At 61.4% G+C, this 22354-nt stretch carries 21 protein-coding genes and 1 pseudogene; all 22 read left to right on the top strand.

Annotated features, from left to right (window positions below):
* The first annotated feature begins 1 nt into the window (after position 1).
* Positions 2–1207: an NAD(P)/FAD-dependent oxidoreductase gene (locus ACFWAY_RS40020; RefSeq protein ID WP_378514463.1), complete on the top strand. Its 1206-nt coding sequence runs from the start codon at positions 2–4 to the stop codon at positions 1205–1207.
* Positions 1208–1607: 400 nt separating this feature from the next.
* Positions 1608–2534 (top strand): polysaccharide deacetylase family protein, encoded by a 927-nt coding sequence (locus ACFWAY_RS40015; RefSeq protein WP_378514462.1) that lies wholly within the window; start codon positions 1608–1610, stop codon positions 2532–2534.
* Between the two features lie 56 nt (positions 2535–2590).
* Positions 2591–3247, top strand: a complete 657-nt coding sequence (locus tag ACFWAY_RS40010) for a cysteine hydrolase family protein (RefSeq protein WP_378514461.1) — start codon at positions 2591–2593, stop codon at positions 3245–3247.
* An 817-nt stretch (positions 3248–4064) separates the two neighbouring features.
* Positions 4065–4484, top strand: a complete 420-nt coding sequence (locus tag ACFWAY_RS40005; protein WP_378514460.1) for a carboxymuconolactone decarboxylase family protein — start codon at positions 4065–4067, stop codon at positions 4482–4484.
* A gap of 127 nt (positions 4485–4611) precedes the next feature.
* Entirely contained in the window at positions 4612–5526 is a 915-nt protein-coding gene (locus ACFWAY_RS40000) for an LLM class flavin-dependent oxidoreductase (RefSeq protein ID WP_378514459.1), read from the top strand.
* 6 nt (positions 5527–5532) lie between these two features.
* On the top strand, positions 5533–6354 hold the full coding sequence (locus tag ACFWAY_RS39995) for an SDR family oxidoreductase (RefSeq protein ID WP_378514458.1): 822 nt from the start codon (positions 5533–5535) through the stop codon (positions 6352–6354).
* Positions 6351–7625 (top strand): CaiB/BaiF CoA transferase family protein, encoded by a 1275-nt coding sequence (locus ACFWAY_RS39990; protein WP_378514457.1) that lies wholly within the window; start codon positions 6351–6353, stop codon positions 7623–7625. Before ACFWAY_RS39995 ends, ACFWAY_RS39990 begins: the two co-directional genes overlap by 4 nt.
* Positions 7622–8545, top strand: coding sequence for an HpcH/HpaI aldolase/citrate lyase family protein (locus ACFWAY_RS39985; protein WP_378514456.1), 924 nt, complete (start codon positions 7622–7624; stop codon positions 8543–8545). Before ACFWAY_RS39990 ends, ACFWAY_RS39985 begins: the two co-directional genes overlap by 4 nt.
* Positions 8542–9006, top strand: a complete 465-nt coding sequence (locus tag ACFWAY_RS39980) for a MaoC family dehydratase (RefSeq protein WP_378514455.1) — start codon at positions 8542–8544, stop codon at positions 9004–9006. The genes ACFWAY_RS39985 and ACFWAY_RS39980 overlap by 4 nt, the downstream gene beginning before the upstream one ends.
* Before the next feature lie 46 nt (positions 9007–9052).
* Entirely contained in the window at positions 9053–11059 is a 2007-nt protein-coding gene (locus ACFWAY_RS39975; protein WP_378514454.1) for an AMP-binding protein, read from the top strand.
* Between the two features lie 10 nt (positions 11060–11069).
* A complete protein-coding gene (locus ACFWAY_RS39970; RefSeq protein WP_378514453.1) occupies positions 11070–12236 on the top strand; it encodes an acyl-CoA dehydrogenase family protein in 1167 nt (388 codons plus the stop codon).
* A gap of 51 nt (positions 12237–12287) precedes the next feature.
* Complete coding sequence (gene fabG, locus ACFWAY_RS39965; protein ID WP_378514452.1) at positions 12288–13031, top strand: 3-oxoacyl-ACP reductase FabG; 744 nt, start codon at positions 12288–12290, stop codon at positions 13029–13031.
* 10 nt (positions 13032–13041) lie between these two features.
* Positions 13042–14253, top strand: a complete 1212-nt coding sequence (locus tag ACFWAY_RS39960) for an acetyl-CoA C-acetyltransferase (protein WP_378514451.1) — start codon at positions 13042–13044, stop codon at positions 14251–14253.
* Positions 14254–14268: 15 nt separating this feature from the next.
* Positions 14269–15072: an enoyl-CoA hydratase/isomerase family protein gene (locus ACFWAY_RS39955; RefSeq protein WP_378514450.1), complete on the top strand. Its 804-nt coding sequence runs from the start codon at positions 14269–14271 to the stop codon at positions 15070–15072.
* A gap of 34 nt (positions 15073–15106) precedes the next feature.
* Positions 15107–16522 carry an acetate--CoA ligase family protein gene (locus ACFWAY_RS39950; RefSeq protein WP_378514449.1) on the top strand — a complete coding sequence of 472 codons (1416 nt, stop codon included), beginning with the start codon at positions 15107–15109 and terminating at the stop codon, positions 16520–16522.
* A complete protein-coding gene (locus ACFWAY_RS39945; RefSeq protein ID WP_378514448.1) occupies positions 16522–17883 on the top strand; it encodes an FAD-dependent oxidoreductase in 1362 nt (453 codons plus the stop codon). Before ACFWAY_RS39950 ends, ACFWAY_RS39945 begins: the two co-directional genes overlap by 1 nt.
* A 2-nt stretch (positions 17884–17885) precedes the next feature.
* Positions 17886–18209, top strand: a complete 324-nt coding sequence (fdxA, locus tag ACFWAY_RS39940; protein ID WP_378514447.1) for a ferredoxin — start codon at positions 17886–17888, stop codon at positions 18207–18209.
* A gap of 329 nt (positions 18210–18538) precedes the next feature.
* Positions 18539–19255, top strand: coding sequence for a GntR family transcriptional regulator (locus tag ACFWAY_RS39935; RefSeq protein WP_378514446.1), 717 nt, complete (start codon positions 18539–18541; stop codon positions 19253–19255).
* Positions 19256–19652: 397 nt separating this feature from the next.
* A pseudogene (locus ACFWAY_RS39930) lies at positions 19653–20766 on the top strand (Re/Si-specific NAD(P)(+) transhydrogenase subunit alpha).
* The gene (locus ACFWAY_RS39925; RefSeq protein ID WP_378514445.1) at positions 20763–20912 is read left to right on the top strand and encodes a hypothetical protein; all 150 of its coding nucleotides are present in this window, start codon (positions 20763–20765) and stop codon (positions 20910–20912) included. Before ACFWAY_RS39930 ends, ACFWAY_RS39925 begins: the two are co-directional and overlap by 4 nt.
* Positions 20913–21239 (top strand): NAD(P) transhydrogenase subunit alpha, encoded by a 327-nt coding sequence (locus tag ACFWAY_RS39920; RefSeq protein WP_378514444.1) that lies wholly within the window; start codon positions 20913–20915, stop codon positions 21237–21239. It begins immediately after the preceding gene.
* The coding region (locus ACFWAY_RS39915) for an NAD(P)(+) transhydrogenase (Re/Si-specific) subunit beta (protein WP_378514480.1) at positions 21239–22354 on the top strand (1116 nt) is incomplete at its 3' end. The genes ACFWAY_RS39920 and ACFWAY_RS39915, both read left to right, overlap by 1 nt.

Here is a 22354-nt window from a genome sequence, read left to right as displayed (position 1 = left end):
GATGGATCGCCTGGTTATAGTGGGCGCATCCTTGGCTGGACTGCGCGCTGCTGAGACCGCCCGACGAGAAGGTTTCGCAGGTTCACTCGTGATGGTCGGCGATGAGAAGCACCTTCCGTATCAACGCCCGCCGCTCTCAAAACAGGTCTTGATGCGGACGCTCGACGCCGACCAAGCCGCACTGCGCATCGACGACCTCGACGTGCAGTGGATGCTGGGAGAACCGGCTCGATCACTCGATATGGCGCGCCGCGAGATCACCCTTGATGGAGGTGGCACGATAGGTTTTGACGGTCTTGTTATCGCAACTGGCACGCACGCAAGGAAGATTACGGGGTTGGAGCCGGACGGCTCACGAGTTCATGTGCTGCGCAGTCTCGACGATGCGGCCGCCCTAACCACACAGCTTCATCATGCAGCACACGTAGTTGTCGTTGGCGGTGGCTTTATCGGTTGCGAGGTTGCCTCCGCTTGTCGTCAGCTCGGTGTGGAAGTCACGATCGTAGAGGCGCAATCCCACCTCCTCAAGCGAGCTGTTGGCACGGAGGTAGGCGATGCCATCGCGTCCCTGCACCGCAGAAACGGTGTCGAACTTCGACTGGGGGTCGGCCTACGGGCGCTGGAGCACGGTGTGAAAAGCGAGCGTGTGGTCCTGACCGACGGGTCCGTACTCTCGGCAGATCTGGTGGTACTCGGCCTGGGTGCTTCGCCATCGACCGATTGGTTGGTCGGTTCGGGAGTCGACCTCGACGACGGGGTTCTCTGTGATGCGTTCCTCCGCGTGGCAGGAGCCGTGGGCGTTGCAGCTGCCGGCGATGTCGTGAGGTGGCCAAATGGACGTTTCGGGCATTCGATGATGCGGTTGGAGCATTGGACCAACGCCTCCGAGCAAGGTTCGGCTGCCGTCCTCACCTTGCTTGCCGACGCCGCTGGCACGGCAGCAGAGCCGTTCGAGACCGTCCCGTACTTTTGGTCAGACCAGTTCGGGATCAGGGTGCAGTCGGTCGGCATTCCCTCACTGGCATCTAGTCACCGAGTGATTGCTGGTTCGCTCGCCTCGGACTCATTCTTGATCGAATACCACGCAGGGGATGAACTCGTCGGTGTCGTGGCTCTGGGGATGCAGAGCAGAATCCTGAAGTATCGCCGCGAGATGGACCTGCGGCCGCGGCCCCAGCAGCGTCCCATTTCAGCTCGTCAACTGTAGATCGAGAGGTCCGCGATGCTCTCGGTTGCCATGGCAGATGTCCAGCGATACGACGCCCCTCGCCGATTCTCACGAGGGAGACGATTCAGGTACAGGGATTCACGCAGTGAGAGGACCAAAATGACCACTCCAAATCTGGCAGCACTCGGTCTGTCGGATCTGTGCTTCTTGAAGGGCCGGCGAGCTGTGTTGCGGGAGAGAACCTCAGTACGTTCGAGCCTCGTGTGCCCGGACCACAACCCGAGCTGCTGCAAGAATCCCGGTGTCCAGCAGGGGGTTCGCAAGCACCAGGTCAGCGATCAATCACCAGAGAATTGAAACTCCGAGATCGCCACCCGAAACAGCCCGCTGTGCAGACAATCGTCTAGAACAGCCCGACCGCTAGAATAAGGAGTCGAAAATGCAACGCGACTACGTGGGGTATGCAGGGAAGCCACCGATTCTCGAGTGGCCGGGCGGCAACCGGCTCGCGCTGTCCATTGTGCTCAACTACGAGGAGGGGTCAGAACGAACCGTTCGCGAAGGCGATGGTGTCGATGAGACCATCTGCGAGTGGGGCGAGTTCGATCTGGGTCCGGGCGTGCGCAACTACACAATCGAGTCCTTCACCGAGTACGGCAGCAGGGCCGGTGTGTGGCGGTTGCTGGACTTGTTCGACAAGCACCAGATCAAAACGACGTTCTTCGCCTGCGGTATGGCGCTGGAGAAGAATCCATCGGTTGCGAAAGCCATCGCAAGCAGAGGGCATGAAGTTTGTAGCCACGGCTACCGATGGGAAGACCATCTCAATCTGAACCGGGACGACGACCGGGCCCGCATCCGGTTGGCGGCTGACTCCCTCGAACGCACGACGGGAGTCAGACCGACGGGATGGTTCGCGAAGAATGGACTGAAGGATCAGACGCGCGAACTGCTCGTCGAGGAAGGGTTCCTGTACGACTCGAATGAATACAACGAGGACGTCCCATACTTCATCGAGGTGAACGGTCAGCCCCACCTGATCCTCCCGTACTCGTCGGACACAAACGACTTCCGCTACTGGCGAGCTCCTGGATTTGTCAACGCAAACGACTATTTCACCTTCCTCAAGGACTCCCTTGATGTGCTGCTCGCCGAATCGGCGACCGTGCCGAAGATGATGTCGGTCGGCCTTCACAACAGAATCTCCGGAAAGCCTGCGAGGTCCTTGGCAATCGATCGATTCATCGAGTACGCAAAGACGCAACCAGGGGTGTGGATCGCCCGTCGTGACGAGATCGCCCAATGGTGGCTCGATAACCGACCGGCCGGGTCGAGCCTTCCTGGCTCGGCGAACCTTACCGACTAGACAACAACACAACACGTAGATGCGAAGATTCCGCATCAATGGCGACAGGTGACACGGTGAAGCGAATACTCGGAAAAGACGTCTGTGAAACGCTGGAGGAAGTTCTCAATCCCGACTGGTGTGCTGTAGTCCCGATCGACCTGCAGAACGACTTCATGCATCCGAATGGCAAAGTTGCGCAAGCGGGTACTGACATCTCCGCGATGGAAGCGCTTCGTATCGGCTCGGCGGACTTTCTCTCCCAGACACGGGACCTCGGCGTCAAAATTATCCACGTGCGGATGGTGGACCTACCTGATGGTCAGAGTGATTCGCCGTCCTGGATCCGCTCCAAGCGTCACATCGCGAACGTCAGCGATTGTTCGGTCGAGGGAACGTGGGGCGCGGAATTCGTTGAGGGGTGCGAGGCACTCCCCGGCGAACCAGTGGTCACCAAACACCGTTCGAGCGCATTCACAAGGACGAACCTGGATCTGATCCTCCGAGCCAACGGCATCCAAACTGTCGTCATCATCGGGGAACAAACGCCCGGGTGCGTGGAAGCCACCTATCGGGATGCCGCATATCACGACTATTACAACGTGCTTGTCGAGGATCGAGTCGCTGCGCAGAACGCTGAGCTACACGCCGCCTCCATTAAGATCCAGAGGGCACGGCACGACGTCGCCACCGCCGATGAGATCCTGCGCATCTGGCGGAAGCACCGTGGCTGACCGATCAATCGACCGGCTACTGTGTCGCTCGTCTGCTTGATAGCTGGCTCTACTTGAAATGCGCTGATCTTCTACAGCTTTGAGGGTCACGGAACGTACTGGGGACATGCAGGCCCCACCTGGCGTGAGGCGGGTGAGGTCGCACGTGCAGACGGATTGTGGACTCAATAGCGTTGCGGGGTTGCCGGCAGTGATCGGAGCGGCGAATGAATCTGCTATCACACTGCAGGCGCCCGATCGACAAATCTCGCTGGATGAGGGAAGCACGCTGATCTCGTCCCCAGCCGTTGTGCGCCGTCGGCGCGCCGACGAAAGTGGCATTCATCCAAGCGAGGCCACAACCAAGATCGGCGACCAGGCGGTCGTGGATGGGGACCTGGTCGGTTGTCGATGCGATGGCCACGGGCAGTGCCTTCCTAGCGCAACGACATAAGATCGGTCGATTTGCGCGGTGGGACTCAAAGGTGTGGGCGTGAGCGCCATCGGCTGCGCGGGAGAAGACTTTCACGCACGCAGTGGCCGGCGCGACCGACCGCGTTGCCGGCCTATGGAGGTCGCCGTTCGTCGCCAAGATCCTCGGCCCTGACGATCGGCGCACTTGCTGTGCTCGCGCAAAACGAGGCCGCCAAACGATCTTGTCCAACGTGTTCGGAACCGCTCTCACCTGGGTTATTGCTGCCCAAAATTATTGGTGGCTGTCCGGCTGTGAGTGTCAACCAATCTGCTGTTGGACCGGCATTACGTACTCGCCTAGTTTCTGAATTACTGGCCGCTTAAGTTTGGGCATTCTCGCTATCGATGATGATTGGAGCCGGGCATGACTTCTGGTACTGACAATGGCTATCTTGATGGAGATCAGCTCCGACGCGACATAATGGGTGACGGTTGGGTAGACAGCTCGAACTCTGGCTCTACCGACGCGCTCGCCCATTTTTCGCGGCTAGCTGGCCTCCATGCCTGGAACGCTTTCTGGGCGCGTCCTGGACTTGAGCTTCGCATCCGGAGTGCGTTGACGATCGGCGCTATGACGGCGATGGAGGCGACGGACGAACTGTCCACGCACATTCAAGGATCCCTGCGCTGTGGCCTGCTGAAGCCCGAGGAGATTCGAGAAGTGCTACTTCATCTGATCCCGTACCTCGGATTCCTACGGGTTCGTCAGGCCATCGTCGTCGTCAACGACATTTTGGCCGAGGCAGAGGCAGCATCCGGGAGTGCATCTCCAGGGGCCAACTGACCGACCGAATGGCGCAAGCGCGGCCCTCTGCACGGTTCGGAGTGACGGTTCGACCGTGTCCTACGGCGCGGCGGCGGGATGTGGACAGCATCCAAATCAGCAATTCGTTTCTTCGAAGGAGTGTTCCGTGTCAGGACCGGCAGGCGTTGCAGTGGGAGTCCGGCTTCCGCTCGCCACTGACCAGCTACCTCCGGCCGAACTGCTCGCCATCGCTCGCGCAGCAGAGGAACTCGGCTATACGTCGCTTTGGTTCGGTGATCATGTGGTGCTCCCTCGTGCGACCGCGTCGACGTACCCGCACACTTCCGATGGCCAGCGACCCTTCTCGGCAGACACACCGTGGGTCGATCCGCTGCTGGCGCTGGGGTGGGTGGCCGGGCAGATTGGCCCGAATATGCGCATCGGGACAAGCGTTCTCATCCTCACTCTGCGTAACCCGGTACTGCTCGCCAAACAGTTGTCTTCCCTGTCCTGGCTCAGCCAGCGAGGGATCGCCCTCGGTGTCGGTACAGGTTGGCTGCGCGAGGAATACGACGCCGTTGGTGCCAAGTTTGAAGGACGCGCCACGACCGCCCGGTTGGCGATCGAGTCTATCCGACAATTGGTCTCGAGAGGAGGAGCTGAGTTTACAGTGCGCTCGCACGACACCACTGTGCGCAAGGAGCAGTTTACGATGCTCCCTCGAGCTGCTGGACCGATCGAGTTCCTATGGGGCGGAGTGAGCCCCGCGGCCATGCGACTGGTCGCCCGGGCCTGTGATGGCTGGATACCAGCGAAGCAACCGCTGGAGAATCTTCCCCATCACCTGGAACGTCTGAAGAGGGCGTGCGATGACGCGCAGCGCGACTTCAGCGAACTGCGACTGGTCGCAAAGCCGGGGCCCGGTCCCGACCCCGGGTCGGGTGCCATCGACCGGGACACGCTCCCGTGCTACCGAGAGCTTGGCTTTTCCGAGGTAATTCTTGAGCTTCCGTACGGGCCCCGTGACGCGGGTGACGCCATCGAGGTACTGAAGCGAGTAGCTGTCCGCAGCGGAATGTAGACGTAGGTGACGAAGCATATGCAGGAACAAGATTCAAGGGAGGATGCCGTGCCGACAGACGCGTTGTTCGACGTACGCGGTAAGACCGTGTTGGTAACGGGAGGCGGCCGCGGAATTGGACGCGGGCTCGCCAAGGCCTTCGTGTCGGCCGGTGCGAGAGTCTACGTTTGCTCACGCGACTACGACGCATGCAAGGCGACGGCGGACGAGCTGGCCAACATCGGCGAGTGTATCCCGTTGTCGGCCGACCTGGGGACGTATGCCGGCTGTGAGGGGCTCGTCGATGAATTGTCTGTGAGGGAGAAGTCTCTGGACGTTGTGATCAACAATGCTGGCGCGCTTTGGGCCGCGCCGTTGATTGACTACCCAGAGAACGGGTGGGACAAGGTCTTCGACTTGAATGTCAAAGGGACGTTCTTCCTGATCCGAGGACTTCTGCCGTTGTTGAGCGAAGGGGCAACCATGGATAGTCCCGCGCGTGTGATCAATATTGGATCGATCGACGGTCTGCACGTCCCTGCTCACGAGACCTACGCCTACTCCGCGTCGAAGGCCGCTGTGCACCACTTGAGTCGACATCTCGCTCGCGAGCTGGCGGATCGGCACGTGACCGTAAATGTGATCGCACCAGGGATGTACCTGAGCAAGATGACGCAAGCAACGGTGGCAGCGAAGGGTGCGGATGAGGTGCTCGGTGCGGCCCGGACCAAGCGATTCGTTGATGACAGCGATATGGCGGGAGCGGCGATCTACCTGGCCTCCCGCGCTGGCGCATACGTTACCGGGACAGTTCTGCCCGTCGACGGCGGAATGGCGACGACGCTATGAGCGGCCGAAAAGCGGACCAGGCGTCAACCCGCGCGCGTGACAGTTCGCCCCTCAGTGGTGTTCGGGTTCTCGAGGTTGGTGGATACATCGCCGCACCGTACGCGAGTTCGATCTTGTGCAGCCTGGGCGCGGAGGTGATCAAGATTGAACATCCAGAAGGTGGGGACGCGTTTCGGCGCGGTGTTGATCACGCAAGTCCGTACTTCGCCCAGTACAACGCCGGGAAGAAGAGCGTTGCAGTCGATCTGAAACAAGCGGACGGCGTTGAGCTGGTAAAACTGCTTGTACGGACCTCGGACGTATTCATCGAAAATGTCCGACCCGGGAAGCTCGAAGCGCTCGGACTCGGTTCTGCGGCGTGTTTGACAGAAAATCCGAGGCTTGTCTACACATCAGTGACTGGCTTCGGCGAGGTTGGCCCACTGGTTCAGCGGCCGGCGTACGACAGCATTGGGCAGAGTCTCGGCGGCCTGTACTCGATCCTGAACGACCCTGATGACGCGAGACTGTCCGGGACATGCCTTGCGGACCTGATCACCGGAATCGTAGCGGCGACAGGTGTGCTAGCCGGACTCGTCGCGCGCGGTCACGGCGCTGCCGGGACGGTAGTTCAGACTTCCATGTTCGAGGCCGTCTCGACGCTCACGATCGACGCCCTCACCCAGCTCGGCGAAACCGGAGTGCCGCCAACGCGCGAATCTCGACATCCGCAGGCCCAGAACTTTTGCTTGAGGACCGGCGATGGCGAACGGCTTACACTCCATCTGTCCTCGTCCGACAAGTTTTGGCATCAGCTGGCGGATCTGGTGGACAAGCCAGAACTCAAGTCGGACCCGCGGTTTCTCACCTACTCAGATCGCGTTGAGAACTACCTCGAGTTGCGAGCAGTTCTCGAACCTGTCTTCAGCCAGCGCGACAGCGTGAAGTGGGGACGCTTGCTCACAGGCGCAGATATCCCGTTTGCACCGGTCTTGAACCTCGCGGACGTCGTCGGTCACCCCCAGACTGGAGCGCTGGATCTCATGACTACCGGCGTGGACCAAACCCGACTTGTCCATGCGCCGTGGCGATTTGCCGGAAGCAGGCCCAAGCGTGTGACAGATGTTCCTCGCATCGGAGAACACTCGCGTCAGATTGCGGTGACCGTCTTCTCGGAACCAAAGGTCCAGCAACTCCTTGAGGCCGGCACGCTTTTCCAGGCCCTGGAGAACCAGCCCACCGATGACATCGCGCAACACGCCAACACGCTCACTTCCTCGGAGGCATCGTGAAACTCAGTCGCTCACTCCTGTTCGTTCCCGGACATCGACAGTCCTGGGTCGCGAAGGGAATCGCATCCGGTGCGGACGCACTGATACTTGACCTTGAGGACTCGGTCCCGAGCTCACTCAAGGATGAGGCGCGTCACACTGTTGCCCAGTCCGTCCGTGAGGTACGCCAGTCTGGAAGTGACATCGGCCTGTACGCGAGGCTGAATGCTCTCGACAGCGGGCTCACGGGAGACGACCTGGAAGTGATCGCGATCGAACAGCTCGACGGGTTTGTCCTGCCGAAGACGTTCACCGAGGTCGATATTGCCCACTTCGATGCCCTCGTGACCCATTTCGAGCGGCGCAACGGAGTTCCGTCCGGTCATTTCGAGTTCATCCTGGCACTGGAAACCGCGCAGGCATATGCATCCTGTGAGCGGCTCATCGCCGCCTCGCCTCGAAATGCCACGCTGTTTGCCGGGACGGCACGCGATGCTGATGTCGCACGCTCTGTCGGATTCCAGTTCACACCCGAGGGGCTCGAGACGCTGTACATGCGCAGTCGAGCTCTCCTTGCAACCCGTGCCGCCGGCTGTGAGTTTCCATTGTTCGGCCTCTGGCAAGACGTCCACGACCTCGAAGGCGCTCGTCGCTTCGCGGTCGACAACAGGCGCCTCGGCTTCCGCGGGCAGGTCGTGATCCACCCATCGCATGTCCAGATCGCCAACGAGGTCTTCAGTCCCTCTGACGCGGAAGTTGAGTTCTACGAAGGTATGATCGCGGCCTTCGAAGCGGCCGAACGCGACGGAATCGCCGCTGTGGACTACGAGGGACAACACATCGACTACGCGCACGTGAAGACCGCTCAGGCGGTAGTGGACCTTCACGCGACGTTGACCTCACGGAAGTCCAACGACGATACGTCGGCGGTTCTGCGATGACCGGGCTGTACTTCGAGGAGTGCGAGCCAGGGCGTGTCTTCGACCACGGCACACGGCGAACTGTTACCGAGACGGACAACGTGCTGTTTTGTGCACTGACGTTGAATGTGGCTCAGGTACATCTCGATGAGGAATACAGCAAAGAAACGATTTACGGTCAACGCCTGGTCAACAGCATCTATATCCTTGGCCTCGTAACTGGGATCACCGTCCCTGATACGACCCAGGGCACCACTCTGGGGAACCTGGGATTCGAGCAGGTTACCTTCCCGAAGCCGGTCTTTCATGGGGACACGATTCACGTGGTAACCGAGATCCTGAGCCGGCGTGAGTCGAAGAGTCGCACGGATTCAGGGATCGTCACTTGGCGCCATCTGGGCATAAACCAGCGCGACGAGACTATTTGTAGTTGTCAGCGCGCAGCACTCATGTATCGACGTGACTCGGTCGTGAATCGATGAACATTCGTTTCCGCACGGCCGTCACGGAATTGGAGGCGCTACGCAAATGAGGGGACTTGCCCAGTTCGGTACGCACGCGAACCCGGTCTGGCTTCCATCTGAGCGCGAGCTCTCACGCAGCCGGTTGATGGCCGCCATGGGGAGGTGGGGATATTCCGATATCACAGAGCTGCACAGGGCATCCGTCGATGACCCCGAATGGTTCTGGCCGGCGGCTCTCGAGGATCTCGGAATTCGGTTCACGACACCCTACGAGCAGCTCATGGATGAATCCGAGGGGCCGGAATTCGCTCGATGGTTCGTTGGCGGCGGCTTCAACGTCGTCAACAGTTGCGTGGACGCGCATGCAGACGGTCCAAACGGGGACAAGGCGGCTGTCATCTACGAAGCTGATTCGGGCGACCGCCGCCAGCTGACCTACCGACAGCTCGCGGAGGAAGTTTCTCGAATTGCCGACGGGCTAAGTGAGTTGGGAGTCATCAAGGGCGACAGGGTGGCCCTGTTCCTCCCCGTAATACCCGAGGCCGTAGTTGCCTTCCTCGCCTGCGCCCGGATCGGTGCGATCGTCGTTCCGACATTCTCAGGCTACGGGTCGGAGGCGGTCGCCAATCGGCTGCACGACTCCGGTGCCGTGGTCGTCATCACCGCTGACGCCACCACGCGTCGCGGCAAGACAGTTGCACTGAAGCCGATCGTCGACCAGGCCCTGCAGGATGCAGCCGAAGTGCGCAACGTGCTGGTTGTTCGATCGTCAGGGACGTCCGTGCCCATGACGCCGGATAGGGATCGGTTCTGGGACTCATTTGAACGGAATCACCAGTCGGTCGCCGCTACGGAGCTCGATCCCAATGATCCGTTGATGATCATCTACACCTCGGGTACGACCGGCAAACCGAAAGGCATCGTCCACTCACACGCCGGATACCTTACAAAAGCCGCGGTCGACTTCGGCTACGCGTTCGATATGCAACAAGACGATGTCCTTGGCTGGATCGCTGATATGGGTTGGAATCTGGGTCCACTCATGATCATTGGAGGCCTGCACTTCGGCGCGACGATCGTACTTATCGAAGGTGTGCCCAACTATCCGAGCGCGTCGCGCCTCTGGGACATCGTGGAGCGGAACGGCGTGACTGTGCAGGGGATTGCCCCGACCGCCGCCCGCATGCTGATCGCTCAGTCGGGCGGTGCCCCGCCGACCGCAAACCTGGGTTCATTGAGGGCGTTTGCCTCGACCGGCGAGGCGTGGGACTCGCCTTCTTGGCGGTGGCTGTACGAGACCGTCGGAGAGTCGCGCCTGCCGATACTCAATTACACAGGCGGCACCGAAGTCGGAGGAGGCATTCTGTCGTGCTACACATCTTTGCCGCAGGGGGAGGCCAACTTCTCCGGGCCGCTACTTGGCATGGACGTCGCTGTACTCGATGAACGGGGTGTTCCAACGGCCGGCGAGGTCGGCGAGCTTGCCCTCCTCAATACATGGCCTGGGATGGCGAGTGGCTTCTGGAACGACAACGAGCGTTACCTGCACACCTACTGGTCGACCCACCAAGGAGTGTGGGTGCATGGCGACCTGGCGCTCGTCGACGAGGATGGATATTGGTCGGTATTAGGCCGTTCCGACGACACGATCAAGATTGCCGGTCGTCGCGTCGGGCCCGCAGAAATCGAGACCGCGATTCTCGCGGATGCCAGGATCGTGGACGCAGCGGTAATCGGAGTGCCAGATCCGATGCGAGGCCAGAAGATCGTTGCGTTTGCCGTTGCTGTGGATGAGCAATACCAACCCACGCAGGCAGAGTTGCACGAGAGTGTCTCCGGGCAGATCGGCAAGGCCATTACGCCTGCTGACATCATCTACGTCCGAACGTTGCCGAAGACCAAGAACGGCAAGACCATGCGGCGCACTATTCGAGCGCAATACCTCGGGCAGCCGCTGGGCGACCTGTCGGCGCTGGATCCCACCACGCCGATTACGAGCATTCCCGCTCTCGCGGACATCGTCCACACGGGGTCACAGCGTCTCGCTGCGGATCCCTCCATCCACGAATAAGGACTCAAGCATGCCGAAAACCCCATCAGAGGCTGATCTGGATCTCATCAGGAAGACGGTCCGTGAGTTGGCGAACCGATTTGGACTCGAGTACTGGAGGGAGCACGACAAGACCGGCGAGTACCCATGGGAGTTCGTGAATGCGTTCGCCGCTGGTGGCTGGCTCGGCGCGATGATTCCGGAGGAGTACGGCGGACTGGGCCTCGGACTTACAGAGTCCGCGGTGATGCTTCATGAGGTTGCGGCCTCGGGCGCCGGTACCGGAGGCGCCTCGGCAATCCACTTTTACATCTTCCCGCCCGGACCGATCCTTCGCCACGGGTCGGAGGAGATGAAGCGCAAGTACCTCCCCGACGTTGCAGCAGGCAAGCTCCTCATGGCATTCGGGGTGACCGAGCCTGGTGCCGGAGTCGACACCTCGAGGATCACCACTCGGGCGACCAAGGTGGATGGAGGTTGGTCGATCACCGGTCAGAAGGTTTGGATCACGAACGCTCAGAACGCGCAGCGGATTCTCTTGCTTGCTCGTACATCTCCGCGTGATGATGCAAGGCCGCTCGACGGAATGACACTGTTCTTCACTGATCTCGATCGCGAGAAAGTCGTCATTCGGGAGATCGAGAAGCTCGGCCGGTCGTGCATCGACTCCAACGAGTTGTTCATCGACGAACTCATCGCTACGGACGATGAGGTCGTCGGTGAAGTAGGACGAGGCTTCTACTACCTGCTCGACGGGCTTAACCCGGAGCGAATCGTAGTGGCGATGGAACAAGTAGGTCTCGGACGTGCAGCTCTCGACCTTGCCGTCAACTACGCGAACACACGGGTGGTTTTCGACCGGCCGATCGGAAAGAACCAGGCGGTTGCCCATCCCCTTGCCGATTCGTGGGTACGTCTTCACGCGGCCGAGGTAGTCGCAATGAATGCGGCCGCGCTGTTCGACGACGAGCAGCCGTGCGGCCCAGAGGCGAATGCAGCCAAGTTCCTCGGTAGTGAGGCCGGCTTTGAGGCGTGTGACCGTGCACTGCAAACACACGGCGGGTTCTCCTATTCGAAGGAGTATCACGTCGAGAGATTCTGGCGCGAATCCCGACTCCTCAAGATCGCACCGATCTCCCAGGAGATGGTCCTCAACTACGTGTCGACGAAGGTCCTCGGGCTCCCGAAGTCTTACTGAGACTGAAGTCGAACCTCAGTCATGAAGTGTCACCCGGAAAGGCGAGATGAGATGAACCTGTTGGACGGTCAGGCAGCGATCGTCACCGGCGCTGGACAGGGAATCGGGCAGGCAATAGCGCAGCGATTTCTCGAGAATGGCGCGTCGGTCGTGATGGCTGATGTGGACGAGGAACGCCTCGCCGAGCTTGCCAGCTCGATGGGCGAATATGGCGAGCGGGTGACCTTCTGCCCTTGTGACGTGACGAATATCGACAGTCACGAGGTGCTGCTTTCCCACTGTCTGGACCGCTTTGGTGTTGTCGACGTTCTGGTCAACAACGCTGGCATCAACATTGATAAGTACATGCCGAAAATGTCCGTGGCCGACTTCGACGCGGTAGTCGATGTGAGCCTGAAGGGCGCCTGGCTCGGCATCCGGACTGTCTCTCCACGAATGAGGGAGCGGGGTTCGGGTTCGATCATCAACATGTCCTCCTTGGCGGGCAAGATCGGAAATCCTGGTCAGACGAACTACAGCGCCGCGAAGGCTGGACTGATCGGACTCACGAAAGCCGCCGCGAAGGAACTCGGCGGAGCAGGTGTACGAGTCAACGCGGTCCAGCCAGGCCTGATTCGGACCGCGATGACGCTCAGGATGAAGCCAGAGATCTTCGCAGCGAAAGAGGCGGAAGTGCCGCTCGGACGTGCGGGTTCGGCAAGTGAAGTCGCAGATGCCGTGCTGTTCTTGGCATCTCCACTCGCGAGCTATGTGAGTGGAGCAGTCCTCGAGGTGAGTGGTGGACGTGGGATCTAACGGCGCCGGTGTGCGCGATGCTGTGATCTGTGAGCCGGTCCGAACGCCGGTCGGCAAGTACGGCGGTGCGCTCCGGGACGTGACGGCCGTCGATCTGGGCGCAGCTGTAATCGTAGAGCTGCTCAGTCGAACGGGTGTTTCCGGCGCTGAGATTGACGATGTGATCTTCGGCCAGTGCTATCCGAACGGTGAGGCGCCAGCGATCGGCCGGGTTGCTCTATTGGACGCGGGGCTACCGGTGGAGGTGCCAGGCCTTCAGCTCGACCGCCGGTGTGGTTCTGGTCTCCAAGCGGTCCTGGATGCGGCAATGCGAGTCCAAACGGGTGTGGCCGATCTTGTCATCGCCGGCGGCGTCGAGAGCATGTCGCAAGCCGAACACTACTCACTCGGATTGCGCTGGGGCATCCGAGGCGACCAGGTACCGCTAATGGACCGAATAGGGCGCGGTCGTGTAACCGCCGGCGGGCGGCGATACCCCGTCCCTGGCGGGATGCTCGAGACTGCTGAGAATCTCCGCAGAGAATACTCGATAAGTCGAGCGGCCCAGGACGAGTTCTCAGTGGAATCGCACCGGCGAGCTGTAGCGGCTGCACAAGGTGGACTGTTCAGCTACGAGATCGTGCCAGTTGCGGTGCACGGCCGGCGCGGCGAAACGACGGTTGTGTCGTCCGACGAGCATCCACGCCCAGAAGCCAGTGTAGCCGCGCTGGCTAAGCTCACTCCCGTCATGATCAAGCATGACGCCGAAGCGACTGTGACTGCAGGTAACTCCAGCGGGCAGAACGACGGTGCGGCCGCGTGCATCGTCACGACGCGAGACCGCGCAGACTCTCTCGGACTGCGGCCGCTGGCCCGGCTTGTGTCATGGGCAGCTGCTGGCGTCACCCCATCTCGAATGGGAATTGGCCCTGTCCCCTCAACCGAGAAGGCCCTTCGGCGCGCGGGTCTCACCCTCGCGCAGATGGACCTGATCGAACTGAATGAGGCCTTCGCTGCACAGGCGTTGGCCGTCACGACTGCGTGGGGATTCGGTCGCGACGACTTCGCAAGGCTGAACGTGAACGGCTCAGGTATCTCGCTCGGCCACCCCGTCGGAGCGACCGGCGTTCGGATTCTCGCAACGATGCTTCGCGAGGCCGACCGTCGAAATGCTCGCTACTTCTTGGAAACCATGTGCATCGGAGGCGGCCAGGGTCTGACCGCCGTCTTCGAACGCGCATAAACAGATAGGGATGTCATGCTGAAGCAATACGAGCAGTTCAAGAGCCTACGATTTGAGAACCACTTTCCGGGCGTCCTTGAAGTCGTTTTTGACGGACCAGGGCTGAATGCCGTCGATGAGGCTAAGCACACGGATCTGCCAGCGATCTGGCCGGTGATCGACAAGGATCCCGCCGTTCGGGCAGTGCTTGTGAGGGGCGAAGGAAAGGCCTTCTCCGCAGGGGGAAGCTTCGACCTGATCGACGCGCAAATCGAGGACTACGCGGTCAGGCTCCGCGTGCTACACGAGTCGCGTGACCTGTTCTACAACGTGATCAACTGCTCCAAGCCGATCATCTCGGCCATCCACGGCCCGGCCGTAGGTGCGGGTTTGGTGGTCGCGCTCCTTGCTGACATCTCTGTGGCCGCCCACACCGCTCGAATCATCGACGGGCACACCCGCCTCGGCGTCGCCTCGGGCGACCACGCCGCGATGTGCTGGCCGCTGCTTTGCGGGATGGCGAAAGCCAAGTATTACCTGCTTACCTGCAAAGAGCTTTCGGGTATCGATGCTGAGCGGGCAGGGCTGGTGTCGCTTAGCGTAGGGGACGAGATTCTCCTCGAGACCGCTCGCGCGATCGCGAACGATATGAGCCACGGCGCCCAGGATGCTATCCGCTGGACCAAGCATTCCCTCAACAACTGGTACCGCGCGCAGGGCCCCCTCTTCGAAGCCTCACTGGGTTTGGAGTTCCTTGGCTTTGGTGGGCCCGACGTCAAGGAAGGCGTGGCGGCCCACCGCGAGCGCCGCGCACCCCGCTTCGTCCCCCTCGAATCGTGACCCAGCCCGAAACAGTTGAATCCTGAGGACAACCATGCTTATCCAAACTGAACGGCTCGTTGATGAGCTGCTGTTCGAGCCTCGAAGCATCGCAATCATCGGTGCATCGGATGACCCGGCCAAGATCTCCGGTCGCCCGCTCGACTACCTCAGGCGATTCGGGTTCGCCGGCAAAATCTATCCTGTCAACGCCAATCGGGAGGTCGTCCAAGGCGTCCCTGCGTTTCGAAGCTTGACCGATATCGGCGTGCCGGTGGACCTCGCTCTTGTTGTGACCCCAGCAGCATCGGTTCCGGCGGCTTTGATCGAATGCGCATCCGCCGGGGTCGGCATCGCCGTGGTGTTTGCGTCCGGCTTCTCCGAGATCGGGGGAGCTGATGCCAACGCGTTGCAACGAGAGCTGGACCGGATCGTCAGTACGACCTCGCTGAGGGTGATCGGACCCAACTGCTTGGGAGCTTTTGCTGTTCCAACCAGCACATTCGCGACGTTCTCATCGGCATTCGATGAGGCCTCGGACGTCTCTGACGATCCTATCGGTCTCGTCAGCCAAAGCGGTGCGGTCGGCTCATTCATCTACAGCACTCTCGTAGCGTGTGGAGCCGGAGTCCGGTATTTCGCCAATACCGGCAACGAGTCAGACGTGACCGTCCCAGAGGTACTACTGAACCTCTTGCGACGAGACGATGTCCGCATGGCCATTGGCCACATCGAGGGCCTACGCGATCCTGCACTCCTCGTACGCGCAGCCCAGACTGCCCTTGATAGCGCCAAGCCGGTCATCGTGCTGAAAGCGGGCCGGTCGAGCGAGGGACGGCGGGCCGTCGCCGCGCACACAGCATCGCTGGCGGGTATCGACTCAGAGTTCGAAGACATAGTTCGCCGCTACGGGCTCGTTCGGGTTGACGGTATGGAGGACGCCGTCGATGCGGTGCTCGTCTTTTGTCCCGAAAGACGCTGCGCCGGCAGGCGTCTAACGATTGTCACCCTTAGCGGCGGGGCCGCTGCGCTTGCAACGGACGCGGCTGTCGAGGCAGGTCTCGCTGTCGAAGAGTGGAACGGCGAAGCACGCAAGCACATGGCAACAATCCTTCCGGCCTTTGGCTCCTCTGCCAATCCGTTGGACCTGACCGGTGCACTGCTCAACGACCCAGCAATGCTTGCGGCCGTGCTCGATTCAGTGGGCCGCGATGACCGGACTGACATGGTCTTGGTCGTTCTCGGAAATGCCGACCGGGGATCGGAGGAGATCGTCGAGTGCCTTCGACGGGCCTATGCGGCTACGCATAAGCCGTTTGCTGTTTCGTGGACCGGTGGTAGCGGGCGCCCACGTCAGAAGCTTCTAAAGCTGGGTATACCGACATATACCGATCCCAACCGAGCGGTCCGAGCTCTTTCCCACCTTGCTCGGCACACCTCGTTCCTTGCTCATGGCGGGAGGGGGCTGTGATGAGCAGGATCCAGCGTGTTGCCGTAATTGGGGCCGGCCCATCAGGCCTGTACGCAGCGGATGAGTTGGCCCAGGCAAGCAACGTCTGTGTGGATGTGTTGGAGAGGCTTCCCTCGCCGTACGGACTGGTTCGGTATGGCGTCGCTCCGGATCATCTGAAGACCAAGTCCGCGGTCAACGCACTGAAACGAGTACTGGAACGGCCGAATGTTCGTTTTCTCGGCAATGTTCATATCGGTCGGGATCTGACTGTCGACGATCTGGATCGATTCTATGACGCAGTAGTCGTCGCCAACGGGGCCTCTACCGACCGGCGGCTTGAGATCTGCGGTGAAGACTTGCACGGAAGTTACTCTGCGACTGAATTCGTGAGCTGGTACAGCGGACATCCCGAAAGCGAAATCGGCCGCTTTACGCTCGACGCGACGAGTGCTGCCGTGATTGGGCATGGAAATGTAGCCGTCGATGTCACTCGCATCCTCGCGAAGACCCCGGGCGACCTTAGACACACAGATATGCCAAGCCATGTTTTGGATGTGCTCGACCAAAGTTCGATCGAGGACATTCATCTGGTAGGCCGCCGAGGCCCCGTCCATGCCCGGTTCACTACCAAAGAACTCGCCGAGCTTGGCGACCTCGCCAATGCTGACGTGATCGTCCACGGCGAGGATCTGGAACTTGATGAGGCCAACGAAGAAGCGATCAACCGCAACCGCAACCTACGCCGCAACTATGACTTCCTACATGCGTGTGCAGCGCGTGTTCCGCAGGGGCGCCCTCGACGGATCCACATCAGGTTCTTTCGTGCACCAACCGAAATTGTTGGGACCTCGGTTGTGGAAGGCGTGAAATTTGAACGCACTGAATTAGATGACACCGGTCAGGTCCTCGCATCGGGTGAAACTGAGGCGTTGTCCGCGCAACTTGTGCTTCGGTCAGTGGGCTACAGAGGTGTTCCCATTTCAGGGATTCCATTTGACCCGGCTCGCGGCGTCATTCCGAACAGAGCCGGACGAATACTGAACCACGGTGCTGTACTCGATGGAAAGTACGTAACGGGCTGGATCAAGCGGGGTCCGAGCGGTGTGATCGGAACCAACAAGGCTGATGCGGTCGAGACCGTCGAGAAGGTCATCGAAGACCTCCCTACCCTCGCTCCCGCGCCAGATCCGGACCCCGACGGCGTCACGAGCACGCTCCTGGATCGCGGAGTATCCGTGGTGACTTGGAGCGGCTGGCAACAGATCGATGCCGGTGAGATCGCTCTTGGGGAGTCGGTGGGGCGGACCCGTACCAAGATCCACCGAACCGCAGACATGCTTGAACTCAGCGGAAGCGCCGTTGTCGGAGAAGGGAAATAGAGATGGCCTACGTAATCGCAGAACCTTGCGTCGACATCATGGACAAGTCGTGTATCCGGGAGTGCCCGGTCGACTGCATTTACGAAGGCAACAGGATGATGTACATCAACCCTGAGGAGTGCATCGACTGCGGCGCCTGCGAGGCCATCTGTCCGATGGAGGCCATCTTCTATGTGGACGAGGTTCCAGCTGAGTGGCATTCGTACACGCAGGCGAACAAGGACTTCTTCGAGGGTGTTGAGCTACCAGGCGGCGCGAAGAAGGTCGGCAAGTTGGATAAGGACCCGGAGTTCGTCCTGTCCCGCTCATCGAAGTTGAAGAACTGAACCCTGACTCGGAGCAGGCAAGCCTCTCTTTGTGCAGTTTCGGCTACAAGGCCTCAACGGACAGTTCGCTCCGCAGGAAATGCTGCGGTATGGCGTGATGGCTTAGCAGCACCTCGGGGATGCAGTTGTCGCCCGAGGTGCGAACTGTGTTCCGCAAGAGAGGCTGTGACAATGCAGAACTCGAATCCAGAGCATTCTAATCGGATACTGGCCTTCGCCCTGCGCTGGGCCGGGCTTCGGATGCGGATCGGACGAGGACATCCTAGTTCAGCTTGGCGTGCCGGCACCAGTCTACTTGCGCAGAAGTGCCATGCGGAAAGGAATCATACATGGAACCCACTTCCCATGAGCTGGGTCGCGTGGCGAACTTCCAGCGCCGGCAGCTTTCTGAGGATGTCGCCACCTACGTACGAGAGCTCATCATTTCAGGGAAGGTCCCGCCCGGTGAGTTCCTCCGGACTGAGCCGATCGCCGAAGCAGTCGGCGTAAGCAATACACCGGTGCGCGAGGGCCTGCTTCTTCTTCGCGGTGAGGGCTTGGTCGTGCTTGTGCCGCGTCGCGGGTTCATGGTTGCCTCCATCACACGGCAGGATGTAAGGGACCTCTTCTGGGCCCAGGCGGCGTTAGCCGGCGAATTGGCATATCGTGTCGCACGCGAAATTTCTGCCGAGCAGCTCAAACATCTTTCGGATGTGGTGGAGCAACATCATCAGGCAGTGGATGCGGGCGACAAGGAGAAGGTGATTGCGCTCGGCCACGAATTCCATCGGACGATCAACCTCGCGTCCGACTCGCGTCGACTCGCCACTCTGCTGGGATCGATCGTGCAGCAATTGCCGAACCGGTTCTACAACAGCATCGAGGGTCGGGTGGACTGCGTGCTGCACGATCACCCCGCAATTCTAGAGGCGCTGAAGAAGCGCAGGGTAAAGATCGCGAGCTCACTGATGCGCGAACACATCCTGCGGGGTGCCGATAGGTTTATTGCAAGCCTAGAGAGCCAGGGCATGTGGGCGGCGGAAGAGGAGGAAGTGTCGACGGCATGAGATTTGCAGCGGGCCAAGGACCCGACTTGGGGCGCTGCGCCTATGCCGCGGTCGGTTGCTGCTGCACCAACCCCTCGAGTCCACGAATTTGGCGGGGCAATCTCACCGTCGGCGCTGTTCATTTGTTCGGCCAGTCTGCGGATTTGGCTATACCGGGCGACTACTTCCTCGCGGTGGGGGTTGAGGACGGTGGTGGTGCCCCGCCGAACCAACGCCGGGTCGGACTCACGCGCCAACTGGCAAGCGTTCTCCTGGCGCGATGAAGCCGGGACTACGCCAACCCAACGGCCACGATCCCTTACCGGGCGCCACCCAATCCTCAGTGCAACCAAGCCCACCGCTGATCGTGGTGCGGTGTCGATTCAACGCAGGAGTCAGAAGATTGAGAACCGGAGATTTGGGATCGCGCGGTGAGGCAGCGCCCCACCCGACGGTCGGCGTCGTTCGGGAGTCGGGCGTGGGTGAGCGTCGGGTGGCGTTGGTGCCGAAGGTCGTGGCGTCGTTGATCGCCAAGGGTGTCGACGTGGTGGTCGAGTCGGGTGCCGGGTTGGGCGCGCTGATCCCGGACGAGTCGTACAAATTGGCAGGAGCCGCCATCGCCGACCCGTGGTCGGCGGACGTGATCGTCAAGGTCGCCCCGCCGTCGGACGAGGAAGTGGGCCGGTTGCATGCCGGTCAGACCCTGATCGGGTTCCTCGCCCCCCGCAACCAGGACAATCAGGTCGCCGCGCTGAAGTCTGCCGGGGGTGCAGGCGTTCGCGGTGGAGGCGATCCCGCGGATTTCCCGCGCCCAGGTGATGGACGCGCTGTCGTCGCAGGCGAACGTGTCCGGGTACAAGTCGGTGCTGCTCGCGGCGTCGGAGTCGACCCGGTTCTTCCCGATGCTCACCACCGCCGCGGGCACCGTCAAGCCGGCCACGGTGCTGGTGCTCGGCGTCGGTGTCGCCGGCCTGCAGGCCCTGGCCACGGCGAAGCGTCTCGGTGGCCGGGCCACCGGCTACGACGTGCGCCCGGAGGTCGCCGACCAGGTCCGCTCGGTCGGTGCCCAGTGGCTCGATCTGGGGATCGACGCCGCCGGTGAGGGCGGCTACGCCCGCGAGCTGACCGAGGCGGAGCGGGCGCAGCAGCAGCAGGCGCTCGAGGACGCGATCAAGGGCTTCGACGTGGTCATCACCACCGCCCTGGTGCCGGGCCGCCCGGCACCCCCCCTGGTGACCGCCGCCGCGGTGGAGGGCATGAAGCCCGGCTCCGTGGTGGTCGACCTGGCCGGCGAGACCGGCGGCAACTGCGAGCTCACCGAACCGGGTCAGACCGTCGTCAAGCACGGGGTGACGATCTGCTCGCCGCTGAACCTGCCCGCGAGCATGCCCGAGCACGCCTCGGAGCTGTACTCGAAGAACATCTCCGCGCTGCTCGAGCTGATGCTCGTCGACGGGGCGCTGGCCCCCGATTTCTCGGACGAGGTCCTCGCCGCCGCCTGCGTCACCCGCGACACCAAGGAACCTTCATGATCACAACACTTTTCAGAATGCTCGCGACACCGCTGGTGGTGTTCCTCGACCACGTGATGGTGCCCAGACGGACGTATGAGTTCTTCGAGTACATCGACGAACACGGCGACGACCTCGATGCCGCCGGTCATCGGGAGGTGTCGTAGATGTATACCGAATTGTTGGCGAACATCGCGATCCTGGTGCTGTCCGGGTTCGTGGGGTTCGCGGTGATCTCGAAGGTCCCGAACACGTTGCACACCCCGCTGATGTCGGGCACGAACGCCATCCACGGCATCGTCGTCCTCGGTGCGCTGGTGGTGCTCGGCAAGGTCGAGGACCCGCCGTGGGGGTTGCAGGTGATCCTGTTCGTCGCCCTGGTCTTCGGAACGATCAACGTGGTCGGTGGTTTCGTGGTCACCGACCGGATGCTGGCGATGTTCAAGTCCAAGCCCGCCGCACCTGTTGCTGCTGAGAAGGCGGGTGATCGGTGATGGAGTATTTGGTCAACGTTTTGTACATCGTGGCGTTCGCGATGTTCATCTACGGTCTGATGGGCCTGACCGGCCCGAAGACCGCGGTCCGCGGTAACCAGATCGCCGCGGCCGGCATGGTCGTCGCGGTGGTGGCGACCCTGATCGCGATCCGCGACACCTCCAACTGGGTGCTGATCGTCGCCGGTCTGGTGATCGGTGTGGTGTTGGGGGTGCCGCCGGCGTTGCGGACGAAGATGACCGCGATGCCGCAGCTGGTGGCGTTGTTCAACGGTGTCGGCGGCGGCACCGTCGCCCTCATCGCGTACGCCGAATTCCTGGACTCGGACGGGTTCACCGCGTTTGCGCACGGTGAGTCGCCGACGGTGCACATCGTCATCGCGTCGCTGTTCGCGGCGATCATCGGGTCGATCTCCTTCTGGGGTTCGGTGATCGCGTTCCTCAAGCTGCAGGAAACGTTGCCGGGCCGGCCGATCGGCATCGGCCGGTTGCAGCAGCCGCTCAATGCGGTGCTGCTGATCGGGGCCGTCGCGTTGGCGGTGATCATCGGGATCAAGGCGATCGACCCGACCGGACCCACCAGCGGGTGGTGGATCGTCGGTGTGCTGGTGCTGGCGGCGGTGCTCGGGTTGATGGTGGTGCTGCCGATCGGCGGCGCCGACATGCCCGTCGTGATCTCCCTGCTCAACGCGCTCACCGGTCTGTCCGCCGCGGCCGCCGGTCTGGCCTTGAATAATCAGGCGATGATCGTGGCCGGCATGATCGTCGGTGCGTCGGGTTCGATCCTGACCAACCTGATGGCGAAGGCGATGAACCGGTCCATCCCGGCGATCGTGGCCGGCGGGTTCGGTGGCGGCGGCGTCGCGGCGGCGGTCGGGGACACCGCCGCGAAGACGGCGAAGTCCACCTCGGCGGCGGACGCGGCGATCCAGATGGCGTACGCCAATCAGGTGATCGTGGTCCCCGGCTACGGGTTGGCGGTGGCGCAGGCCCAGCACGCGGTCAAGGACATGGCGAAGATGCTCGAGTCGAAGGGTGTCGAGGTCAAGTACGCCATTCACCCGGTCGCCGGCCGGATGCCCGGGCACATGAACGTGCTGCTCGCCGAGGCCGAC

This window comes from Rhodococcus sp. NPDC059968, from assembly GCF_042738615.1.
Taxonomy (GTDB): Bacteria; Actinomycetota; Actinomycetes; order Mycobacteriales; family Mycobacteriaceae; genus Rhodococcus_F.
The sequence above is the reverse complement of the archived record's forward strand: the minus strand, read 5'-3'. Positions and strand labels throughout refer to the sequence as shown.